The organism is Paraburkholderia sp. PAMB 6770 (genome assembly GCF_057748135.1).
The window spans coordinates 2,854,168-2,874,905 of sequence record NZ_CM173238.1; the positions used below are offsets into that span (position 1 = coordinate 2,854,168).

Sequence of the window (20,738 nt, forward strand, 5' to 3'; positions counted from 1 at the left end):
AGCCGCCCATGACCACTGCCGACGACCTGTTCCATCCCGACCTGCTCGCCAAGTACAGCGCGAACGGTCCCCGGTATACGTCCTATCCGACCGCGCTGCAGTTCCGCGACGATTTCGACCCCGCCGATTATCTGCGCGCCGCGCGCGACCCGGGCGCCGCCGCGACCGACCTGTCGCTGTACTTCCACATTCCGTTCTGCGACACCGTGTGCTTCTACTGCGGCTGCAACAAGGTCGTGACGAAAAACCACGCGCGCGCCCGCCCGTACCTCGCGCAGCTCAAGCGCGAGATCGCGCTGCAGGCAGCGTGCTTCGATGCGGGCCGCACGGTATCGCAGCTGCATTGGGGCGGTGGCACGCCCACGTTCCTGTCGCACGCCGAGATGGCCGAACTGATGGCGGCCACGCGCGAGCACTTCGTGCTGATGCCGGATGCGATCGGCGAATATTCGATCGAAGTCGACCCGCGGGCCGCCACCCCGCAAACCATCGTGCATCTGCGCAACCTCGGCTTCAACCGGCTGAGCCTCGGCGTGCAGGACTTCGATCCGCTCGTGCAGCAGGCGGTCAACCGGATCCAGCCGCTCGGCGTGACGGCCGCCGTGATGCGCGCCGCGCGCGCGACCGGTTTTCATTCGATCGGCGTGGATCTGATCTACGGGTTGCCGCACCAGAGCGTCGACAGCTTCAGCCGCACGCTCGATACGATCATCGCGCTCGCGCCGGACCGGCTGTCCGTGTTCGGCTATGCGCATATGCCGCAGCGCTTCAAGATGCAGCGGCGCATCGACGCGTCCGCGCTGCCGTCGCCGCACGGGCGGCTCGCGCTGCTGCGTCTCGTGATCGAGCGGCTGACGGACGCCGGGTATGTGTACATCGGGATGGACCACTTCGCGCTGCCCGGCGACGAACTCGCACGAGCACAGGCGCAAGGCACGCTGCACCGCAATTTCCAGGGCTACAGCACGCGCGCGGACTGCGACCTGATCGGCTTCGGCGCATCGTCGATCGGCAAGGTCGGCGACGTCTACGCGCAAAACGCGAAGACGCTGCCCGCCTACGCGGACGCGATCGACGCGGGGCGCCTCGCGATCGCGAGCGGGGTGCGCCTCACGCCCGAAGACCGGCTGCGGCGCGACATCATCACGCAACTGATGTGCAACCTCGTGCTGCGCTTCGACGAAATCGAAGCGGCCTACGGGATCGATTTCGCGCGCCGCTTCGCCCCGGAGCTGGCGCGCCTGCGCGCATTCGAGGACGACGGGCTCGTCGCCATCGGCCCGGCGCGCATCGACGTGCTGATGCCCGGGCGCATGCTGGTGCGCAACATCGCGATGGTGTTCGACGCGCACCTCGGCGAGCCGGCGCCCGAGCGCTACTCCCGCACGGTGTAACGGCTGGCGCCGGCTGCACGATCAGCGCGTCCGGCCGCAGCTTGCCCGAACCCCGGTTTTGCGACATAATCCGCGTTTCCCGCCGCGCGCGGCTCAATCCGCGCCCGCTGCACGACGTGCACAATGCCCAGGTGGTGAAACAGGTAGACGCAGGGGACTCAAAAATAGGTACTTGTGCCTATGGTTAGCTAGGGTTCAGCGTCCACAAAGCCATAACAGGCAAGGGTTTGCAGGAAATCTCGGCTCCTGAGCGAAAAGCCAGCTTTTCGAGCTAGGGGCCAATTAAGAGCCGGTACGGCGCGTACTGGCTCAAAGTAGGTCGTAGTAGGTAGTGCTGTAACATTGCGTCACGCCCGAGTGGTGAAATTGGTAGACGCAGGGGACTCAGACCAAATTTGAGCCCTCTCGAAGAAATTCTTGAGGTGAAGCCCGTCAAACTCGGTGAAGGCCCTGGACGAAGTCAGTCCGAGCTAATGCCGAGCCAAGCCCTTGGATCGAAAGGTTAAAGGGAAGGTGTAGAGAGCAGACGGCGGGCACCTAAGGTAAAGCGGTAACGCTGCGCTATGGTGAAGGCGTGCTCCAGACCACGAACGCCCTGCCCTGTGCAGGTCGGCGGCGAAAGCCGAAGTGGGAAGAAAATCCCCCGCCGCAAGGCGTGCCGGTTCGATTCCGGCCTCGGGCACCAATTCGGAAGCCGCCCCTGTTCATACAGGGGCGGCTTTTTTCGTTAAGCAAGGTAAGTTGTTCTCAGACCACCGAAGCGTCTTACCCTTGTCCGTCTTTGCGTATTTATGGGCCGGGTGGTGTCGATGATGGACCGCCCAGCCTGAAACGCCCGATCATCACCGCAGCCGGCTCCGGCAAGGTGCTCGCGTACTGAAAAAAGCTCGTTCTTCAGGCCGTACCGTTTCTGGACCACCGTTGAATTATTAGGCGATGGGGCAGAGATGCGCACTCGCGTCTGGCACACCATAAAAGGCTCGAGCCCTCCTCGTGCAGTTTTCAAGCACGGTTGCTGGGGACCGGAAACTGAACACGAGCATTCATGCACCTCTGCGCCCGATCCGGGGAAAATCAGGGGGCCAGAAACGCGCCCGGCAGTTCGAAGCCGGCGGCAGGACTCGAACCCTACGACCACCGGAAACCCCGGTAGGTCGGGCGATTCTGGTTGCACCTCTATACAAGATTCTGTATAGTTTATACACGGGAAACAACATCGTCAGGCGCACCATGAATCGCGTAATCTGCGGCATCGAAATCACGAAGGTGCGTAAGCCCGTAAGGCCCGCTCCTATCGACCTGTCCACGCCCGAAGGCGAGCGCATCGTGCGCGCCGCCGTGCGCCGGGTTATGGCGACGCACGAGCACGTCATCAAGGCGCTGGCGAAGCGCTAATGGAACTGCCGATCACCGCCGACACGGTGCGCGCCATCCACGACGAGATTCTTCGCGCCGAGCCCGGCCTGCATGGCGATCTTGGCGCAGACCGGCTTGAGGGGGCGCTTGCGCGCGTTGACAATCGCATCGCCTACGCCGATCTTGATGACGTGTTCGGCATCGCTGCAATGTACGCCGTCGCCATCGCGCGGCCACACCTTCAACGATGCGAACAAGAGGACGGCGCTCGTCGTGGCGTTGATGTATCTGTCGGCGCAAGGGGTCGATATCCCGCGCACCGACCAGCTTGAGGACATTATGGTCGGGGTCGCGCAAGGCATCATCGGCGAGTCAGACCTTGCCGATGTGCTCTACCAAATGGGCGGCGAATGAAAAACCAGAAATTTGAAAGCGTGTGGGATGCGATCGAAGACACGGCCGCCGATGCGGCGAACATGAAGCTGCGCGCGGCGCTCATGATCGAGATCGAGCGCCACATTAAGCGCGAGGGTCTGAGCCAAGCGGCTGCGGCCAAGCTGTTCGGCGTCACGCAGCCGCGTATCTCCGACCTCGTGCGCGGCAAAGTTGACCTGTTCGGGCTTGATGCGCTCGTGAACATGGTAAGCATGATCGGCGTCAGCTTGGAACTGCGCAGCGCGAAGACTCGCCGATCGCCGAAGGCATCCCCCGGCGGCTCGTCTCGCAAGGCCGCTCGTGCGCCGGAACTGGCGGCCGCATGAGCGCATGAGCGCCGCAGCAGACGACAAGCAACGAACCCGGCCGCGAGCCGGGTTTTTGCCATTCCAAGACGTGATTTTATTGAATCCCATCCTCGGGACGGAATTGAACTGCAAACTCGGGGAGCGGCAATGGACGAGCAGCACATTCAGAAGGTGATTGGCGAATTCACCAAGCGGGCCATCGACGCAATGGCGCCCCGCGTGGCACTAACTGGTTCGCCGAACTGGAGTTCGAATGCCGTCGGGCCAGTGGAGCCCTGAACCTACGTCCGGTGGTATTTTTGGTGGTATCCGCCTCGGAAGAATTCTGCAAACCGGCTCCAGTAAAGCGATAGCAAGAATTTTTTCATTCCGGCCCTGCACCAGCATTTCTTCCGGCAGAAATCTGCGAATTCCGAGAAACCCCGCAAGATCAAGGTCTTGCGGGGTTTTTCTTTCTCTTGTGGTCCGCGTTGTTCGCGAGACAGCCGGCGGTACTTCTGCTGGTATCCGGCCCGTTTCCAGTTAGCCTCGTCCGCTTGAATCCTCGACGGTTTGAACCACGTAGAACTTCGCCACGCGATCGCTGCTTTCCCATCCGATCGGCGCCCCCTTCGGCACGAAAAGCGCATCGCCCACGCCGAGCGAGAGCACGCTGCCGTCAGGCGCGGCGAACCGCACGCTGCCGGCAAGGAGATACATGAACTCGTTCAGGCGATGCGGACGAATGATCCGGTGGTAGGGCGTCGAATCCCACGTACCCGCCATATACGCAGCGTCGTCATCGTTGAAGACATTGTCGCCGCGACATTCGGGAGCCGGCCCCAGCAGCACCTCCGCCGGCAGCGTTGCCGTTGGCTTGAAATCGGCGTCGGCGCGTAAGGGAACGAGGCCGGTCTTCGTCGGCCGCTGGCAGGCGGCAGCGCAGAACACGAAACGCGTGCGGGATTCGGCTCGAATGCACAGCGCGGTGCCGCTGCCGATCACCGCGCCCTCTTGCGGCCCCAGGACCAACGGCGCCATTCCGGCCGCTTCCAGCGTCAGCGCCCCTTCCACGACGACGAGCGTTTCGATGTGAGGAAAACTCGCTATGTCGAGTTCGCCGATGAAGCCGACACGACCCGCGGCAATCGAGTCCGGCCCTTCCCAGGCGATCTCGCGATGCTGCGCGAAGGGATCGTTCTGGCCAAATGCGCCTTTGCGGAAGGCGGTCGGAAAAGGCGCACCTTCGGCACGGTGCAATACAAATGCTGCGCTCACTTTGACTCCCATGAATCACCCGATGATGGCTTCCTGTTGCCAACCATTTAACCAGCGCAAAAAAATCTGGGAACACTGATTTGAGCGGGCAAACAACGCAGTCCATCCATTGTGGGAGGGTCTGACAGCAGGGTCTGCGGTCATGGCGCAACATCGTTGCCGTGCGCAGAGTCAGGCGCGATCCGGATAAAGTCCGCGAGAGGCCGCGCAAGGCTGAATGGAGTCAGTTCGATCTGGACAAAGGCGAGTGACGCAATCTCGTCACGAAAAATCAGAACAGGAAGCGATCCCGGCAACGGGCCGCCCAGACGGGCAACGTGAAAGGCACCCCATGAACGACGTCCTTTCCATCAAGCTCTACACTCGCGTTGCCTGTTCTCCGGCAGGTTTTCCGCTGCCACGCGCGAGATCGGTATTTCGCAGTCCCAGGCTTCCGCCCGATTGCCGCGATGGACAGCGACCTCGGGGTGTACCCGCTGTCCCGCGACGCGCGCGGTGATACCCACCGAAGCGGGTGCCGATTTCCCGGCGCGCGCCGCCCCCACCGGCATCAGCGCGCAGCGTAAGCAGTACGCCGCCGTTTCAGCCGATACCCGCCCCACATCACGACCAGCCACACCGGCACCAGCCACACCGAGACCGACAGCCCCGGCGTCATCGCGAGAATCACGAGGATCATCGCCATGAACGCAAGACAGATCCAGTTGCTGACCGGAAACCACAGCGAGCGGAATACGAGCGGACGCCCCTGCGCCTCCATCGCGCGCCGCGCCTTCAGATGCGTGAGGCTGATCAGCGCCCAGTTCAGCACCAGCGCCGCCACGACGAGCGCCATCAGCACGCCGAGCGCCTGCGCGGGAATCAGATAGTTCACGATCACGCAGGTGAACGTCGCGAGCGCCGACAGGCCGATCGCCGCGTACGGCACGCCGCGCCGGTCCACCCGCATCAGCGCGCGCGACGCGTTGCCCTGCTCGGCGAGCCCGTACAGCATGCGGCTGTTCGCATACACACCGCTGTTGTAGACGGACAGCGCCGCGGTCAGCACGACGACGTTGAGCACGTTGGCCGTCAGCGACGAGCCGATCTGCGAAAAGATCATCACGAACGGGCTGCCGCCTGCGGCGACCCGGTCCCACGGATACAGCGACAGCAGCACGAGCAGCGAGCAGATGTAGAAGATCAGGATCCGGTAGATCACCTGGTTCACGGCCTTCGGAATGCTGCGCGACGGATCGTCGGCCTCCGCCGCCGTGATGCCGATCAGCTCCAGCCCGCCGAACGAGAACATGATCGCCGCGAGCGTCATGAACCAGCCGTGAAAGCCATGCGCGAAGAACCCGCCGTGCGACCACAGGTTCGCCACCGATGCCTGCGGCCCGCCGTGACCGCTGACGAGCAGATAGCCGCCGAACAGGATCATCCCGATCACCGCGGCGACCTTGACGAGCGCGAACCAGAATTCGGCCTCGCCGTAGGCCTTCACGTTCGCGAGATTGACCGCGTTGATGCCGACAAAGCACACGAGCGCCGATACCCACGCCGGCACGCCCGGCCACCAGAAATGCACGTAGGTGCCCACCGCCGTCAGTTCGGCCATGCTGACGAGCACGTACAGCACCCAGTAGTTCCAGCCCGACAGGAAGCCCGCGAAATCGCCCCAGTACCTGTATGCAAAGTGGCTGAACGAGCCGGCAACAGGTTCCTGCGCCACCATTTCGCCCAGCTGCCGCATGATCAGAAACGCGATGATGCCGCCCACCGCATAGCCGAGGATCATCGACGGCCCGGCGGCCTTCAGCACGCTCGCCGAGCCGAGAAAAAGACCCGTGCCGATCGCGCCGCCCAGCGCGATCAGCTGGATATGGCGGTTCTTCAGCCCGCGCCTGAGGCCGTCCTGCTGCCCGGTTGTCTTCACGATTGCGCCCCAGTGGATGGAAGGGATCGCCCGGGCGACGCATCGCGCGCACGGGCAAAGCCCGAGATTCTAGCGCGCCGGTCGCCGCCGCCGGATGCGCAGCGGCACGCCGGGATGCACGGAGATACGCAGGAATGCGCAGCGGCACGCAGCGACACCCCGGCGCACCAGCAAGCCGGCGCACGCGCCGGATGCGCCCTTCAGGGCGCGTAAGACGACGCCATGCCGCTTTCGAGCCCATGATCGAGCGTCGTGCGGATGATCGCCAGTCCGCGCGCGAGCGCATCGCGCGAGCGCGCCCCGGTCATGCAGATGCGCACCGCGTGCGGTGCCGCGTTGCGGCCGATCACGAAGCTGTCCGCCGTTTTGACGAGCACCCCCTCCTGACGCAGCGCGGCGGCAAACTCCGCGGCCCGCCACGGCTCCGGCAGCGGCAGCCACAGATGCGAACTGGTCGCCGCATGCCGGTACGTGACGCCGTTCAGCACCTCCTGCGCGATCGCATGCTGGCCCTCGATATGCGCGCGCTGCAGACCGTTCAGCCGGTCCATCTCGCCGTTTTCGATCCACCGCGACACCACCTCGGCCATCAGCGGCGCGGTCATCCAGCAATCGCTGCGGATCACCGCGGCGATCTTCGAGCACCACGCGCCCGGCGCCTGCAGATACCCGACCCGCAAGCCCGGCGCCACCGACTTCGAGAGCCCCGCGATCAGGAACGACTGCTCCGGCATGCGCGTCGCGAGCGGCGCGGGCGGCACGTCGAGCAGCATCGCGGGCACGAGGTCCTCGACGAGCAGCACGCCGTATTGCTGCAGGATCGCGGCAAGCGCATCGCGCCGCGCGTCGGACATCGTCGCGGTGGTCGGGTTGTGGATCGTCGGCACGCAGAAGAGCGCGCGCGGATGCAGCGATTTGCAGGCAAGCTCGAGCGCGCCGGGCACCAGCCCTTCCGCGTCGATCTCGACGCCCACGAGGTGCAGCCGCAGTTGCCGCGCAAGCGCAATGATCCCCGGATAGCTGACGACTTCGGCGAGCACCGTGTCGCCCGGCCGCGTCACCGCGCGCAGCACCGACGCCAGCGCGTGCTGCGCGCCCTGCGTGACCAGCACGCGCGACGCGCTCGCCGGACTGCCCGCGCGGCCGAGCCACGCGGCCCCCGCCAGCCGGTGGCGCATCGAACCGGCCTCGGGCGCGTACTGCAGCAGCTCCGCGGTGAGCACTTCGTCGCCGGCAATCTCGCACAACGTGGCCGACAGCGCGGTGGCCTCCGCGGTCGACTGCGGAATGTTCTGGCCGAGGTCGATCAGCGCCGGCACCGCCGCCGCGCCGCCGCGCTGCGCGCCGTGCGACGCGCCCGGCGGCAGGTCGCGGGCGCGCGCCTGCGCGACGTAGGTGCCGTCGCCGACCCGCGCGTTCGCGAGCCCCTGCCGTTCGAGTTCCGCATAGGCGCGGCTGATCGTGCCGGTCGTCACGCGCAGCTCGCTCGCGAGCGAGCGGTGCGGCGGCAGCTTCTCGCCGGCCGGCAACTGGCCGTTCAGGATCGCCTGCGCAAACGCGCGCGCAATCACCTGATATTTGGGGTCGCCGCCCGCCTCGATGCGGGGCAGCCATGCGTTCATCGCCATGATGCGATGGTCTCCTGACGGTAGGTTCCGGTGTCGTTTGATTGACATCATACGCATCCAATAGGGCGAAATTGGATGCAGTCATTTACTTTAATTGAACGGATTGAGTTGCCCGCCCGCGCTCCCTAGCATGGCGTCATTCCGAATCCAATCCTGCCGCCCCGATGCGGCACCCCGGCAGCCGCCGAGGAGCGCCTTGATGAGCCGTGAGACACCTCATATCAGCCGGATCGAGATCACGCACCACCAGCTCGAACTCGATCCGCCCTTTCCCGCCTCGTGGGATAGCCAGCCGCGCCGCAAATTTCCCGCCACGATCGTGCGCGTGTTCGACGACGACGGGCGTGTCGGCATCGGCTCGGGCGACGCGATGTACGGCTTTGCGGACTACCAGCACCTGTTCGTCGGCACGCCGGCGCTCGACCTCGCGCGCCACAGCGCGGTGCTCGACAACGTCGGCTTTCACGCCGGACGCCCCTGGCCGCTCGACATCGCGCTGTGGGATCTCGCCGGCAAGATCCGCGGCGAGCCGTGCTGGAAGATGATGGGCGGGCGCGGCAACCGGATCCGCGCGTATGCGTCGGGCGGCGTGCATCGCCGTCCCGCCGACGCGGCGCTGATGGCGCAGCAGGTTGCCGCGCGCGGCTTTCCGGCATTGAAGATCCGCTTCGGCCGCCCGCGCGTCGCCGACGACCTCGATGCGCTCGCCGCGGTGCGCGACGCGGTCGGCGAGCGGCTCGAACTGATGGTCGACTGCAATCAGGGCTGGCGCATGCCATGGGACACCCGCGCGCCGTGGACCCACCGCGAGGCGCTCGAGGTCGCCCGCGAGCTCGAAAAGCAGCGCGTCTACTGGATGGAAGAGCCGCTGCACCGCGGCGACTACGACGGCTATGCCGCATTGCGCCGCGACACGACGCTGCGCATCGCCGGCGGCGAGATGACGCGCGAGCGCTACGAATTCGACCAGTTGCTCGCGCGCGACTGCCTCGACGTGTTCCAGCCGGACGTCGCCTGCTCGCTCGGCATGGAGGGCCTGCGCCGGCTCGCCGAGGCCGTCGAGGCGCGCGGCCGGATGTTCACGCCGCACACCTGGGGCAACGGCATCGGCCTGATGGCGAACCTGCATCTGACCGCCGGCGCCGCGTCGGCGCCGTTCATCGAGTTTCCGTATGACCCGCCGCAATGGTCGATCGCGCGGCGCGACTTCATGCTGACCCAGCCGATCGACATCGACCGCGAAGGCTGGATCACGCTGTCCGACGCGCCGGGCCTCGGCCTCGCGCTCGACGAAGCCGCGCTCGCCGCCACGCAGAGTTCTCGCAGTACGTACGCCTGACGCGTCGAAGCCCCGCAGCCCCTACCAAAGCCAACAAACAATCAGGAGACAGAAGATGGAGATCAAGTCATGGATGCGCGCCGCCTGCGTCGCGCTCGCCGCCAGCGCGCTGTGGCCCGCTGCCGCGCGTGCCGGCAGCTGGTGCGCGAGCGGCAAGCCGGTCCACTTCGCCGGCGTCACGTGGGAGAGCGGCTCGTTCACCACCGAGGTGCTGCGCTACATCGCGGAGAAGGGTTACGGCTGCACGACGGACGTCATCCCGGGCAGCACCGCCGCGACCGAAACCGCGCTCACCCGCGACGACCTGCAGGTGTGGGGCGAGCAGTGGACCGGACGCTCGGCGATCATTGCGAAGGGCGTCGCGGACGGCAAGGTGAAGCTCGTCGGCGACACGCTGCCCGGCGGCACCAACGAGGGCTGGTACGTGCCCGCCTACGTGATCAACGGCGACGCGGCGCGCGGCATCAGGCCGATGGCGCCGAAGCTCGCGTCGGTCGAGCAGTTGCCGCACTACAAGAATCTGTTCGAGGACGACGAGGAACCCGGCAAGGGCCGCTTCCTGAACTGCCCGGCCGGCTGGGACTGCGAGCGCGTGAACACGCGCCTGCTGAAGGTGCTCAAGCTCGACGACAGCTACACCAACTTCCGCCCCGGCACCGGCGCGGCGCTCGACGCGGCGATCTCGTCGGCCTATGAGCGCGGCAAGCCGATCCTGTTCTACTACTGGGAGCCGGCCGCGCTGATGGCGAAATACAAGTTCGTGCAACTGAAGATGCCGCCGTTCAGCCAGAAATGCTGGGACACGCTGCGCGCGGACAACAGCGCGTCGCAATGCGCGTCGTCGTACATGGTGTCGCACCTGCGGATCGGCGTGTCGACGCCGTTCTATCAGGGCGAGCCGGATCTGATGGCGGTGTTCTCGAAGGTCAGCTTTCCGATGCCGTTCCTGAACCAGACGATCCTCGAGATGACCACGAAGAAGATCGACGGCGCGACGATGGCGAAGACGTTCCTGCGCACCCACCCGGAAATGTGGACGCCGTGGGTATCGAAGGACGCGGCGCAGAAGGTGAAGGCCTCGCTGGCCGGCGCCTGAGCGCCGGCATGGCGGCGGCGCGCCCGTGAGCGGCGCGCCGCCTGCCGGAGTGGATCGGAGGGTTGAACATGAACGGTTTTTTCCTGCATCTGTCGATCGCCGACTGGGTGAACAACATCGTCCAGTCGTTCGTCACGCGTTACGGCGACAGTTTTCACACTTTCAGCATCCTCGTGCTGCGCTACCTGCTCGTGCCGCTCGAAAGCAGCCTGCGCGCGCTGCCGCCGTGGCTCGTGCTGCTGGCGGTCGGCGCGCTCGCGTGGAACGCGACGCGCCGCCTCGGCCCGGCCTGCCTGTTCATGCTGCTGCTCTACGCGATCGGCTGCTTCGGACTCTGGAACAAGCTGATCGAAACGCTCGCGCTGATGGTGGTCGCCACCGCGCTGTCGGTGCTGCTCGGCGTCCCGCTCGGCATCCTCGCGTCGCGCCATGCATGGCTGCGGCGCATCCTGCTGCCGGTGCTCGACATCATGCAGACGCTGCCGAGCTTCGTCTATCTGATTCCGGTGCTGATGCTGTTCGGCCTCGGCAAGGTGCCGGCGATCCTCGCGACCATCGTCTACGCGCTGCCGCCGCTGATCCGCCTCACCGACCTCGGCATCCGCCACGTCGACGCGGACGTCGTCGAAGCCGCGCGCGCGTTCGGCACCACGCGCTGGCAACTGCTGCTGAACGTGCAGTTGCCGCTCGCACGGCCGAGCATCATGGCGGGCATCAACCAGACCACGATGATGGCGCTGTCGATGGTGGTGATCGCGTCGATGATCGGCGCGCGCGGGCTCGGCGAGGACGTGCTGGCCGGCATCCAGACTCTCGACGTCGGCAAGGGCACCCAGGCGGGACTGGCCATCGTGATCCTCGCCATCGTGATCGACCGCATCAGCCAGGGCTACGGCCAGGACCGCCGCACCCGGCGCCTGCTCGCGCTGCGCCGCAAGGCGCGCGCCGCTTCGCGCATCCCGTACCGCCGTGCGGCGGCGGACAAGGCCGACGAAGCGGACGAAGCAGGCGGCAGCGCCGGCGGCCAGGGCGGCCTCGAAACCCGCCCGACCCGCTAACCGGACCGCGAGGAGAATCTCATGGCAAACATCGAAGTCAGGCACGTCTACAAGCTCTTCGGCGCACCGGCCGCGCACGCGCGCGTGCTCGACCTGCTGAGAGCCGGCAAGGGTAAGGCCGAGGTGCTCGCGCAGACCGGCTGCAACGTCGGGCTGAACGACGTGAGCCTGTCGATCGGCTCGGGTGAGATCTACGTGATCATGGGCCTGTCGGGCTCGGGGAAATCGACGCTGGTGCGTCATTTCAACCGGCTGATCGAGCCGACCGCCGGTGAAATCGCAATCGACGGCGACGACGTGATCAGGCTCGACGCGGCGGGGCTGCGCACGCTGCGCCGCTACAGGATCAGCATGGTGTTCCAGAACTTCGGACTCCTGCCGCATCAGACCGTGCTCGACAATACCGCTTACGCGCTGCGCACGCGCGGCGAACACAAGGCCGAGGCCTACGCGAAGGCGCGCACGTGGCTCGCGAAAGTCGGGCTCGACGGCTACGGCGATCACTACCCGGACGAACTCTCGGGCGGCATGCGCCAGCGCGTCGGGCTGGCGCGCGCGCTCGCCGCGGATACCGACGTGCTGCTGATGGACGAAGCGTTCTCGGCGCTCGACCCGCTGATCCGCACCGAGATGCAGGACCAGTTGCTCGAACTGCAGGCGACGCTGAACAAGACGATCGTCTTCATCACGCACGATCTGGACGAGGCGCTGCGCATCGGCAACCGGATCGCGATCCTGCGCGACGGCGTGCTCGTGCAGCAGGGCACGCCCGAGGAAATCCTGCAGCGGCCCGCCGACGACTATGTGCGCCGCTTTGTCGAACGGCGCAGCGGAGGGCTGCCCGCACACTGAGCGCGGCCGGAGCAACCGGCCCAATCGACACGGGCCCCGGGTGCGACGGCCCCGGCGCGCGCCGCGCGCCGGGTAGAATGCGGGCGAAGCGGCGGCGTCTCGTGCGCCGCCGCGCTCCATCCGCCCCGTCTCGCCCCCATGAATCTCGAAAGCGTTCTTTTCACTCAGGGCTTCGGTTCGCGCCGCCAGTGTCGTGCGCTCGTCGCCGACGGCCGCGTGTCGATCGGCCACGCGACGTGCGTCGATCCGGACGCCGAGTTCGACACCGACGCCCTTCAGTTCAGCGTCGACGGCGTGCGCTGGCCCTATCGCACGCGCGCCTACCTGTTGCTCAACAAGCCCGCCGGCTACGAATGCTCGCGCGAGCCGCAGCATCATCCGAGCGTCTTCAGCCTGCTGCCGCCGCCATTCGCCACGCGCGGCGTGCAATGCGTGGGCCGGCTCGACCAGGACACCACAGGCCTGCTCCTGCTGTCGGACGACGGCCAGTTCGTGCATACGTACACGTCGCCGAAGCGCAAGGTCCCGAAGGTCTACGTCGCGACCGTGCGCCATCCGCTTGACGACGCGCAACTCGACGCGCTGCGCGCGGGCGTGCTGCTGCACGGCGAAGCGAAACCGGTGACGCCGCTCGCCGCGCACGCGCGCGCTGCGCACACGCTCGAACTGACGGTGCTCGAAGGCAAGTATCACCAGGTCAAGCGGATGGTGGCGGCTGCCGGCAATCGCGTCGAGGCGCTGCATCGTTCGCGCATCGGCGGACTGGCGTTGCCCGCGACGCTCGCCGAAGGCGCCTGGCAATGGCTCGACGCGGCGGATCTCGACGCGCTGCGCGCCGGCTGACAGGCCGCGCGGCGCTGCGCCGCAACATGCCGTTCCCTGCAAGTCGCCCTATACTGGGTTGAAGAATGACTAAAAAAGCTTCAGGGAGGGATCATGAATACCCCATCCATTGACGGGATCCCGTTCGCGCTTGTCGCCTCTCTTGGTCTCGGCATCGCCGTAATCGGCGTCATGCTGATCGCAATGCACCGGCGGCACACCTATTCTCCAAACCTGATCGGCGCGTTGATCGGCGCGCTGCTCTGCTTCCTGCTGCTCGAAGCGCTACCCGCGCTCACCTGAGCGCGGTGCGGGCGCGCAGGCGCGCAGAAAGTCGGCCACCGTCGGATAGCGCAGGCGCATGCGCAGTTCGCGCTTCATCCGCGCGTTCGACAGCCGCCGCGATTCGCGCATGAACGACAGCAGCATCGGGTCGAGCACGGCCTGCGCGTCGTCGCGCGACAGGCGCGGCGCGCGCGGCAGGCCAAACGCGTCCGCGACCGCGTCGAAGTATTCACCCATCTTCAGCACCGTGTCGTCGCTCGCGTGAAATATCCGCGATGGTTGCGCGCGCAACGTCATCGCAACAAGAATTGCCGCGAGATCGTCCGCGTGGATATGGTTCGTGTAGACGTCGTCGGTCTCGCACAGCGCGGGAACGCGCTTTTCGAGGCGCGCGAGCGGCAAGCGGTTGCCCGCGTAGATGCCGGGCACCCGCGCGATGCTCGCATGCACCGCGCCACGCGCGGCCGCGCGCCGCAGCTGCTGCTCCGCCGATACGCGGCGCTGCGCGCGCGGGGTCGCCGGCCGCACCGGCCGGGTTTCATCGACCCACGCGCCGCCACAGTCGCCGTAGACGCCGGTCGTGCTCGCATACACGATCCGCACCGGCCGCGCGCGTCTTGCGGTGCGCGCGGCCGCGCCGGGCGGCCCGGGTACGTCGGATACCTCAAGTACCTCGGGTACAATAGCGCCTGTTTCGCGGGCACCACGGGTGGTCCTGCGGCGCAGGCGCCCGACGGGCGCGCTGGGACTCGCGGCGGGCCGCCGCGGGTGGGCACGCAGCGCGGCAAGCAGCGCGCGCGTCCGGCGGTCGTCGGCGCCGCTGCGTGGCGGAGGCGCAAGATGCAGCACGGTCGGCGCGAGGCCTGCGAGGCGCTTCAGGCTCGCCCGGGCATCGAGGTCGCCGACGAGCGGCGTCACGCCGGCGGCGCGCAGTTCGGCGCAACGGGCAGGCTGGGTCGTCAGCGCAAAGACGCGTGCGCGCGGCTGCAGCAAGGCGACGCAACGCATGCCGACATCGCCGCAGCCCACCATGAGCACGCGCCGGCGGCGCAAGGTTCGGGTGACTTTCATCGTGACCGCATTGTAGCCGTGCGCCGCGGCACGCACGGATTATCGACTCTTCGTATTCGAACACGCTATGGCATTCAACGTTACGCTCCGGCAAAGCGGCCGGCAGTTTCAGGTAGAACCCGACGAACCCGTCCTGAGCGCCGCGCTGCGCCAGGGCATCGGCCTGCCGTACGGCTGCAAGAACGGCGCATGCGGCTCGTGCAAGGGCACCGTCGTGAGCGGCGAGCTCGAACAGCGCGCCCATTCGTCGTCTGCGCTGTCGAACGACGAAAAAACCCGCGGCATGGCGCTGTTCTGCTGCGCGACGCCGTGCTCCGATCTGGAAATCGACATCCGCGAAGTGGCCGGTGTCGGCGACATGCAGGTGAAGAAACTGCCGTGCCGCGTCAACGCAATCGAGCGCAAGGCCGACGACGTCGTCACGCTGAAGCTGCAACTGCCGGCAAACGAGCGTCTGCAATACCTCGCGGGCCAGTACCTCGAATTCATCCTGAAGGACGGCAAGCGCCGCAGCTACTCGATGGCGAGCCCGCCGCACGCGGACGGCCCGATCGAGCTGCACATCCGCCACATGCCGGGCGGCACGTTCACCGACCACGTCTTCAATACGATGAAGGAGCGCGACATCCTGCGCTTCGAAGGCCCGCTCGGCACCTTCTTCCTGCGCGAGGACTCCGACAGGCCGATCGTGCTGCTCGCGTCCGGTACCGGCTTCGCGCCGCTGAAGGCGATCGTCGAGCACGCGGTGTTCAAGAACCTGCAGCGCCCGATGACGCTCTATTGGGGCGGACGCCGCCGCAAGGACCTGTACCTCGCCGAACTGGCGGAGCAATGGGCGCGCGAGATTCCGGGCTTCCGCTTCGTGCCGGTGCTCTCGGAGCCGGATCCGAGCGACGCCTGGACGGGGCGCACCGGCTTCGTTCATCGTGCCGTCATCGAGGATCTGCCAGACTTGTCGGGCTATCAGGTGTACGCGTGCGGCGCGCCGGTCATGGTCGAGTCGGCGCTGCGCGATTTCACGCAGCACCACGGGCTGCCGGAAAGCGAGTTCTACGCGGATTCGTTCACCAGCGCAGCCGACCTCGCCAACCCGGTCTGAGCGCCGCGCGGCGGGCCGCGCAGACCATGAGGGCGGCCCGCTGCACAGTGCCTGCTGCACGGCGCACGAAATTCATGGTTTACACGGCCCCTCGCGTTGTCGTATTCTTTCGCGCATGAAACGCATCCAGTCCGAACTCCGACGTCGCCGCTCGCTGCTCCCGTAGGGATGCCGCCGGCTTGGTCACGGATTCGCGCTTCACCAGCGCCTGATGTTCGAATCACGAAAGCCACGGCATGCCGTGGCTTTTTGTTTGCGCGTCTGTTTTGCCTGCCCTTAGTGTTCCCCTTGTGTTCCCTTTCCGATAACCCCGTTCACCTGCATCGCCCGGAGCCCGCGCCATGAATTTCAACGAGTACCCCATCGAGTCGCTGATGTACATCACGAACCGGCCCGAAATCGTGTTTACGCACGGCAAGGGCTCGTGGCTGTATGACAACGCCGGCAAGCGCTATCTCGACTTCATCCAGGGGTGGGCGGTCAACAGCCTCGGCCACTGCAACGAAGGGATGATCGAAGCGCTCGAACGCCAGGCGCGCCTGCTGATCAACCCGTCGCCGGCGTTCTACAACGCGCCGATGGCGCAGCTCGCGGCGCTGCTCACGCAGCATAGCTGCTTCGACAAGGTGTTCTTCACGAACAGCGGCGCCGAAGCGAACGAAGGCGCGATCAAGCTCGCGCGCAAGTGGGGCAAAAAGCATCGCGACGGCGCGTACGAGATCATCACGTTCGATCACAGCTTCCACGGCCGCACGCTCGCGACGATGTCCGCGAGCGGCAAGCCGGGCTGGGACACGATCTACGCGCCCCAGGTGCCGGGCTTCCCGAAGGCCGAACTGAACGATATCGCGTCGGTCGAGAAGCTGATCAGCAGCAAGACGGTCGCGGTGATGCTCGAACCGATCCAGGGCGAAGGCGGCGTGATTCCGGCGACCCGCGAATTCATGCAGGCGCTGCGCGCGCTCACGCGCGAGCACGGCATCCTGCTGATCGTCGACGAAGTGCAAAGCGGCTGCGGCCGTGCCGGCACGCTGTTCGCCTACGAACTTTCCGGCATCGAGCCGGACGTGATGACGCTCGGCAAGGGCATCGGCGGCGGCGTGCCGCTCGCGGCGCTGCTGTGCACGAAGGCGGTCGAAGTGTTCGAGGCCGGCGACCAGGGCGGCACGTACAACGGCAATCCGCTGATGACCGCGGTCGGCCACTCGGTGATCGCGCAGCTCACCGCACCAGGCTTTCTCGATGGCGTGCGGGCGCGCGGCGACTATCTGCGCGCGAAGCTGCTCGAACTGTCGGAAGAGCGCGGCTTTGCCGGCGAACGCGGCGAGGGGCTGCTGCGCGCGCTGCTGCTCGGCAAGGACATCGGCAACCAGATCGTCGAGAAGGCGCGCGAGCTGCAACCCGACGGCCTGCTGCTGAACGCGGCGCGCCCGAACCTGCTGCGCTTCATGCCCGCGCTGAACGTGACGAACGAAGAGATCGACCAGATGATGGCGATGCTGCGTTCCGTGCTCGATTCGCTGTAAGCGCCGGCGGAGAACCCGATCATGTCGACCGTTGCCGGATTCTCGATTCGCCGCTTCGACGCCGCCGATACGGACGCGGTCGTCGCGCTGTGGCAGCAGGCGTTTCCCGAGTATCGCGATCCGGGACGACCGCATCGCGATCCGCGGCTGTCGATCGCCAACAAGCTGGCGACGCAGCCCGAGCTGTTCTTCGTCGCCGAGCGCGACGGCCTGGTGATCGGCACGCTCATGGCCGGCTACGACGGGCATCGCGGCTGGCTTTACTCGCTCGCGGTCGACGGCGCGCAGCGCCGGCTCGGCATCGGCACGCGCCTCGTGCGCCATGCCGAGGCGGCGCTCGCCGCGCTCGGCTGCCCGAAGGTGAACCTGCAGGTGCTCAACAGCAGGGCGGACGTTCGCGCGTTCTACGCCGCGCTCGGCTATCGCGCCGACGAGGTGATCAGCCTCGGCAGGCGCCTCGGCGAGCCGGCCGCGCCGGCGCGCGCGTAGGCCGCAAAAAAGGCCGCACGTCGGTTCGCGACGTGCGGCCTTTCCTGTCCCGATGCGGATGAAGGGCGGCCAGCGCCCCCTTCATCCGCCGCTCACCTGCTGCTCACCTGCCGCTCATTCGCCGAGATACGCGGCGCGCACCTTCGGATCGTCGAGCATCTGCTTCGCGTCGCCCGACATCGTCACGAGGCCCGAGTCCATCACGTAGCCGCGGTTCGCCGCCTGCAGCGCGAGACGCGCGTTCTGCTCGACCAGCAGCACCGTGATGCCCTCCTTCGACACCTCGCGCACCACCTCGAAGATCTTCTCGACCATGATCGGCGAGAGGCCCATCGACGGCTCGTCCAGCAGGAGCAGCTTCGGCTTGCTGATGATCGCGCGCGCCATCGCCAGCATCTGCTGCTCGCCGCCCGACAGCGTGCCCGCGAGCTGCGACGCACGCTCCTTCAGGCGCGGGAAGAAGCCGAACATGCGCTCGATGTCGGCCTTGATGCCGTCCGTGTCGTTGCGCAGGTAGGCACCCATCTGCATGTTCTCGATAATCGACATCCGCGCGAAGATACCGCGGCCTTCCGGCACCATCGCGAGCCCGCGACGCAGCAGCTCGTGCGGCGCGACACCCTTGATCGACTGGCCCATGTACTCGATATCGCCCGCCGCGTAGGCCTTCAGACCGGTGATCGCCTTCATCGTCGTGGTCTTGCCCGCGCCGTTCGCGCCGATCAGCGTGACGAGCTCGCCCTGCTGCACCTCCATGTCGACACCCTTGACCGCCTGGATGCCGCCGTAGTTGACCTGCAGGCCCTTGATTTTCAACATTGCCGTCGCCATTAGTGGACCCCCGCGCCCAGATACGCCTCGATCACCTTCGGGTCCTTCTGCACGTCCTGCGGCAGCCCCTCGGCGATCACCTTGCCGTAGTCGAGCACTGTCATGCGGTTGCACAGGCCCATCACCAGCTTCACGTCGTGCTCGATCAGCAGGATCGTCTTGCCGTCCGCACGGATCTTGTCCAGCAGCTTCGTCAGTTCGACCTTCTCGGTCGCGTTCATGCCCGCGGCCGGTTCGTCGAGCGCGAGCAGCTTCGGATCGGTCGCGAGCGCACGCGCAATCTCCAGGCGCCGCTGGTGACCGTACGACAGGTTGCGCGACGTATAGTCCGCGTACTGCAGCACGCCGACGTACTCCAGCAGTTCCAGCGCACGTTCGCGGATCTCGCGCTCTTCCTGGCGCTCCGAACGCGTCTGGAACACCGCGCCGAGCAGGCCGTGCTTCGTGCGCACGTGACGGCCAACCATCACGTTTTCGAGCGCGGTCATCCCGCCGAACAGGCGGATGTTCTGGAAGGTGCGCGCGATGCCCGCCTTCGCGACCTGATACACGGCCGTCGGCGTGTAGTTCTGGCCGTCGAGCCTGAACTCGCCCGAATCCGGCGTGTAGAGGCCGGTAATCACGTTGAAGAAGGTGGTCTTGCCGGCCCCGTTCGGACCGATCAGCCCGTAGATTTCGCCGGCCCGGATTTCGAGGCCGACTTCCGACAGCGCCTGCAGGCCGCCGAAGCGCTTGTTCACGCCCTTGACGGACAAACGGATCTGGTTATCGCTCATTGCATTATTCTCCTGTCAGGCTCTTCAGGCGCGCACCGGCTTCTTCGCATCGCGCCTTGCCAGCTTCGCGATCCGGTCTTCATGCTTCGGCGCGGGCCACAGGCCCTCCGAGCGGTACAGCATGATGAGCACCATCGCGAGACCGTACAGCAGCTGACGGATCACTTCCGTATCGATGATCTGGTGACCGAAGATCGCGTTCTGCAGCGGACCCATCGTCGAGCGCAGGAACTCCGGGAAGATCGCGAGCAGCACCGCGCCGAGAATCACGCCGGGAATGTGACCCATGCCGCCGAGCACGACGCACGCGAGCACCACGACCGACTCCCAGAAGGTGAACGATTCCGGCGACACGAACCCCTGGAAGCCGCCGAACATCGCACCCGACAGGCCGCCGAACGACGCGCCCATCGCGAACGCGAGCAGCTTCACGTTGCGGGTGTTGATGCCCATCGCCTTCGCCGCGATCTCGTCCTCGCGGATCGCCGCCCACGCGCGGCCGATGCGCGAGTGCTGCAGGCGCGTACACACCCAGATCACGAACAGCGCGCACAGCACGAACAGGTAGTAGTACTCATAGACCGTCGTGAAGGCGAAGCCGAACAGCTTGTGCGTCTGCGAGAAGTCGAAGTGGCCGATCGACACCGGATCGACGCCGGTAATCCCCTGCGGTCCGTTCGTGATGTTCAGCGGACGGTCGAGGTTGTTCATGAAGATCCGCACGATTTCCCCGAAGCCGAGGGTCACGATCGCGAGGTAATCGCCGCGCAGACGCAGTGTCGGGGCGCCGAGCAGCACGCCGAACACCGCCGCGAGCGCCATCGCCACCGGCACGACGAGCCAGTACGGCGAGTGGATGCCGCCCGGGAACAGGTGGCCGATCCACGCGAACTGCGTCGACAGATGCGGCGACGTGAGCAGCGCCGCGGTGTAGGCGCCGACCGCGTAGAACGCGATGTAGCCGAGGTCGAGGAGGCCGGCAAAGCCGACCACCACGTTCAGGCCGAGTGCGAGCATCACGTACAGCATGGCGAAGTCGAGCACCCGCACCCAGTAGTCGCCGCCGAAGGTGCCGATCAGGATCGGTGCGGCAACGACGAGGATCGTGGTAAGGACGCCGACCGTCAGCGTTCTGGTGAGGTTTTTCTCGGGGATGAGCGTCGTCGACGGCTCGATCGGTTGAATGGAGGTCATTTTG

General features: G+C 66.4%; 21 protein-coding genes and 1 pseudogene. 14 read left to right on the forward strand and 8 right to left on the reverse strand.

The window, feature by feature from the left end; translation table 11 throughout:
* Positions 1-8: 8 nt before the first annotated feature.
* On the forward strand, positions 9-1,394 hold the full coding sequence (gene hemN, locus AC3AP7_RS12900) for an oxygen-independent coproporphyrinogen III oxidase (protein ID WP_475762419.1): 1,386 nt from the start codon (positions 9-11) through the stop codon (positions 1,392-1,394).
* Positions 1,395-2,624: 1,230 nt separating this feature from the next.
* On the forward strand, positions 2,625-2,789 hold the full coding sequence (locus tag AC3AP7_RS12905) for a hypothetical protein (RefSeq protein ID WP_475762417.1): 165 nt from the start codon (positions 2,625-2,627) through the stop codon (positions 2,787-2,789).
* On the opposite strand, the gene AC3AP7_RS12910 is transcribed toward AC3AP7_RS12905, so the two are convergent.
* Positions 2,786-3,007 carry a hypothetical protein gene (locus tag AC3AP7_RS12910; RefSeq protein ID WP_475762415.1) on the reverse strand — a complete coding sequence of 74 codons (222 nt, stop codon included), beginning with the start codon at positions 3,005-3,007 and terminating at the stop codon, positions 2,786-2,788. The two genes, AC3AP7_RS12905 and AC3AP7_RS12910, sit on opposite strands and share 4 nt — an antisense overlap.
* 16 nt (positions 3,008-3,023) lie before the next feature.
* On the opposite strand from AC3AP7_RS12910, the gene AC3AP7_RS12915 reads away from it, so the two are divergent.
* From AC3AP7_RS12915 to AC3AP7_RS12925, 3 genes and pseudogenes are all read left to right on the forward strand, one after another.
* Complete coding sequence (locus tag AC3AP7_RS12915) at positions 3,024-3,164, forward strand: hypothetical protein (protein WP_475762413.1); 141 nt, start codon at positions 3,024-3,026, stop codon at positions 3,162-3,164.
* A pseudogene (locus tag AC3AP7_RS12920) lies at positions 3,161-3,424 on the forward strand (helix-turn-helix domain-containing protein); the annotation flags it as partial. The gene AC3AP7_RS12915 and the pseudogene AC3AP7_RS12920, both read left to right, overlap by 4 nt.
* A gap of 216 nt (positions 3,425-3,640) precedes the next feature.
* Entirely contained in the window at positions 3,641-3,772 is a 132-nt protein-coding gene (locus AC3AP7_RS12925) for a hypothetical protein (RefSeq protein ID WP_475762411.1), read from the forward strand.
* Positions 3,773-4,015: 243 nt separating this feature from the next.
* On the opposite strand, the gene AC3AP7_RS12930 is transcribed toward AC3AP7_RS12925, so the two are convergent.
* The 3 genes from AC3AP7_RS12930 to AC3AP7_RS12940 form a co-directional block, all read right to left on the reverse strand.
* On the reverse strand, positions 4,016-4,750 hold the full coding sequence (locus AC3AP7_RS12930) for a cupin domain-containing protein (RefSeq protein ID WP_475762409.1): 735 nt from the start codon (positions 4,748-4,750) through the stop codon (positions 4,016-4,018).
* A 550-nt stretch (positions 4,751-5,300) separates the two neighbouring features.
* Positions 5,301-6,668: an amino acid permease gene (locus AC3AP7_RS12935; protein ID WP_475762407.1), complete on the reverse strand. Its 1,368-nt coding sequence runs from the start codon at positions 6,666-6,668 to the stop codon at positions 5,301-5,303.
* A gap of 200 nt (positions 6,669-6,868) precedes the next feature.
* Entirely contained in the window at positions 6,869-8,296 is a 1,428-nt protein-coding gene (locus AC3AP7_RS12940; protein ID WP_475762405.1) for an aminotransferase-like domain-containing protein, read from the reverse strand.
* Positions 8,297-8,495: 199 nt separating this feature from the next.
* On the opposite strand from AC3AP7_RS12940, the gene AC3AP7_RS12945 reads away from it, so the two are divergent.
* The 6 genes from AC3AP7_RS12945 (at position 8,496) to AC3AP7_RS12970 (ending at position 13,766) form a co-directional block, all read left to right on the forward strand.
* Positions 8,496-9,635, forward strand: a complete 1,140-nt coding sequence (locus tag AC3AP7_RS12945; protein ID WP_475762403.1) for a mandelate racemase/muconate lactonizing enzyme family protein — start codon at positions 8,496-8,498, stop codon at positions 9,633-9,635.
* A gap of 55 nt (positions 9,636-9,690) precedes the next feature.
* Positions 9,691-10,731: an ABC transporter substrate-binding protein gene (locus tag AC3AP7_RS12950; protein ID WP_475762401.1), complete on the forward strand. Its 1,041-nt coding sequence runs from the start codon at positions 9,691-9,693 to the stop codon at positions 10,729-10,731.
* Between the two features lie 68 nt (positions 10,732-10,799).
* Positions 10,800-11,789 carry an ABC transporter permease gene (locus AC3AP7_RS12955; protein WP_475762399.1) on the forward strand — a complete coding sequence of 330 codons (990 nt, stop codon included), beginning with the start codon at positions 10,800-10,802 and terminating at the stop codon, positions 11,787-11,789.
* Positions 11,790-11,810: 21 nt separating this feature from the next.
* Positions 11,811-12,641 carry a quaternary amine ABC transporter ATP-binding protein gene (locus AC3AP7_RS12960; protein WP_475762397.1) on the forward strand — a complete coding sequence of 277 codons (831 nt, stop codon included), beginning with the start codon at positions 11,811-11,813 and terminating at the stop codon, positions 12,639-12,641.
* Positions 12,642-12,779: 138 nt separating this feature from the next.
* Positions 12,780-13,484, forward strand: coding sequence for a 16S rRNA pseudouridine(516) synthase (locus AC3AP7_RS12965; protein WP_475762395.1), 705 nt, complete (start codon positions 12,780-12,782; stop codon positions 13,482-13,484).
* A 93-nt stretch (positions 13,485-13,577) separates the two neighbouring features.
* Positions 13,578-13,766, forward strand: a complete 189-nt coding sequence (locus AC3AP7_RS12970; protein ID WP_475762393.1) for a hypothetical protein — start codon at positions 13,578-13,580, stop codon at positions 13,764-13,766.
* Here the strand turns inward: AC3AP7_RS12970 and AC3AP7_RS12975 are convergent.
* On the reverse strand, positions 13,749-14,819 hold the full coding sequence (locus AC3AP7_RS12975) for an NAD-dependent epimerase/dehydratase family protein (RefSeq protein WP_475762391.1): 1,071 nt from the start codon (positions 14,817-14,819) through the stop codon (positions 13,749-13,751). The two genes, AC3AP7_RS12970 and AC3AP7_RS12975, sit on opposite strands and share 18 nt — an antisense overlap.
* 67 nt (positions 14,820-14,886) lie before the next feature.
* Here AC3AP7_RS12975 and AC3AP7_RS12980 point away from each other — a divergent pair, with 67 nt between their 5' ends.
* The 3 genes from AC3AP7_RS12980 (at position 14,887) to AC3AP7_RS12990 (ending at position 17,933) form a co-directional block, all read left to right on the forward strand.
* Entirely contained in the window at positions 14,887-15,918 is a 1,032-nt protein-coding gene (locus AC3AP7_RS12980) for a CDP-6-deoxy-delta-3,4-glucoseen reductase (RefSeq protein ID WP_475762390.1), read from the forward strand.
* Between the two features lie 341 nt (positions 15,919-16,259).
* Positions 16,260-17,444 carry an acetylornithine transaminase gene (locus AC3AP7_RS12985; protein ID WP_475762388.1) on the forward strand — a complete coding sequence of 395 codons (1,185 nt, stop codon included), beginning with the start codon at positions 16,260-16,262 and terminating at the stop codon, positions 17,442-17,444.
* 21 nt (positions 17,445-17,465) lie between these two features.
* Positions 17,466-17,933, forward strand: coding sequence for a GNAT family acetyltransferase (locus AC3AP7_RS12990; protein ID WP_475762386.1), 468 nt, complete (start codon positions 17,466-17,468; stop codon positions 17,931-17,933).
* A 114-nt stretch (positions 17,934-18,047) separates the two neighbouring features.
* Here AC3AP7_RS12990 and AC3AP7_RS12995 read toward each other — a convergent pair whose 3' ends face one another.
* The 3 genes from AC3AP7_RS12995 to AC3AP7_RS13005 are packed head-to-tail and all read right to left on the reverse strand — an operon-like array spanning position 18,048 to position 20,734.
* Positions 18,048-18,764 (reverse strand): ABC transporter ATP-binding protein, encoded by a 717-nt coding sequence (locus tag AC3AP7_RS12995; RefSeq protein WP_475762383.1) that lies wholly within the window; start codon positions 18,762-18,764, stop codon positions 18,048-18,050.
* On the reverse strand, positions 18,764-19,540 hold the full coding sequence (locus tag AC3AP7_RS13000) for an ABC transporter ATP-binding protein (protein WP_475762381.1): 777 nt from the start codon (positions 19,538-19,540) through the stop codon (positions 18,764-18,766). The genes AC3AP7_RS12995 and AC3AP7_RS13000 overlap by 1 nt, the downstream gene beginning before the upstream one ends.
* A gap of 24 nt (positions 19,541-19,564) precedes the next feature.
* The gene (locus AC3AP7_RS13005; protein ID WP_475762379.1) at positions 19,565-20,734 is read right to left on the reverse strand and encodes an ABC transporter permease subunit; all 1,170 of its coding nucleotides are present in this window, start codon (positions 20,732-20,734) and stop codon (positions 19,565-19,567) included.
* Positions 20,735-20,738: the final 4 nt, after the last annotated feature.

What these genes read in the sequence shown, in the direction of transcription:
- AC3AP7_RS12975 (WP_475762391.1), bottom strand. Translation starts at nt 14,819, where the DNA reads ATGAAAGTCACCCGAACCTTGCGCCGCCGGCGCGTGCTCATGGTGGGC.
- AC3AP7_RS12970 (WP_475762393.1), top strand. Translation starts at nt 13,578, where the DNA reads ATGAATACCCCATCCATTGACGGGATCCCGTTCGCGCTTGTCGCCTCT.
- hemN (WP_475762419.1), top strand. Translation starts at nt 9, where the DNA reads ATGACCACTGCCGACGACCTGTTCCATCCCGACCTGCTCGCCAAGTAC.
- AC3AP7_RS12945 (WP_475762403.1), top strand. Translation starts at nt 8,496, where the DNA reads ATGAGCCGTGAGACACCTCATATCAGCCGGATCGAGATCACGCACCAC.
- AC3AP7_RS12955 (WP_475762399.1), top strand. Translation starts at nt 10,800, where the DNA reads ATGAACGGTTTTTTCCTGCATCTGTCGATCGCCGACTGGGTGAACAAC.
- AC3AP7_RS12965 (WP_475762395.1), top strand. Translation starts at nt 12,780, where the DNA reads ATGAATCTCGAAAGCGTTCTTTTCACTCAGGGCTTCGGTTCGCGCCGC.
- AC3AP7_RS13005 (WP_475762379.1), bottom strand. Translation starts at nt 20,734, where the DNA reads ATGACCTCCATTCAACCGATCGAGCCGTCGACGACGCTCATCCCCGAG.
- AC3AP7_RS12940 (WP_475762405.1), bottom strand. Translation starts at nt 8,296, where the DNA reads ATGGCGATGAACGCATGGCTGCCCCGCATCGAGGCGGGCGGCGACCCC.
- AC3AP7_RS12950 (WP_475762401.1), top strand. Translation starts at nt 9,691, where the DNA reads ATGGAGATCAAGTCATGGATGCGCGCCGCCTGCGTCGCGCTCGCCGCC.
- AC3AP7_RS12995 (WP_475762383.1), bottom strand. Translation starts at nt 18,764, where the DNA reads ATGGCGACGGCAATGTTGAAAATCAAGGGCCTGCAGGTCAACTACGGC.
- AC3AP7_RS12985 (WP_475762388.1), top strand. Translation starts at nt 16,260, where the DNA reads ATGAATTTCAACGAGTACCCCATCGAGTCGCTGATGTACATCACGAAC.
- AC3AP7_RS12990 (WP_475762386.1), top strand. Translation starts at nt 17,466, where the DNA reads ATGTCGACCGTTGCCGGATTCTCGATTCGCCGCTTCGACGCCGCCGAT.
- AC3AP7_RS12925 (WP_475762411.1), top strand. Translation starts at nt 3,641, where the DNA reads ATGGACGAGCAGCACATTCAGAAGGTGATTGGCGAATTCACCAAGCGG.
- AC3AP7_RS12960 (WP_475762397.1), top strand. Translation starts at nt 11,811, where the DNA reads ATGGCAAACATCGAAGTCAGGCACGTCTACAAGCTCTTCGGCGCACCG.
- AC3AP7_RS13000 (WP_475762381.1), bottom strand. Translation starts at nt 19,540, where the DNA reads ATGAGCGATAACCAGATCCGTTTGTCCGTCAAGGGCGTGAACAAGCGC.
- AC3AP7_RS12980 (WP_475762390.1), top strand. Translation starts at nt 14,887, where the DNA reads ATGGCATTCAACGTTACGCTCCGGCAAAGCGGCCGGCAGTTTCAGGTA.
- AC3AP7_RS12905 (WP_475762417.1), top strand. Translation starts at nt 2,625, where the DNA reads ATGAATCGCGTAATCTGCGGCATCGAAATCACGAAGGTGCGTAAGCCC.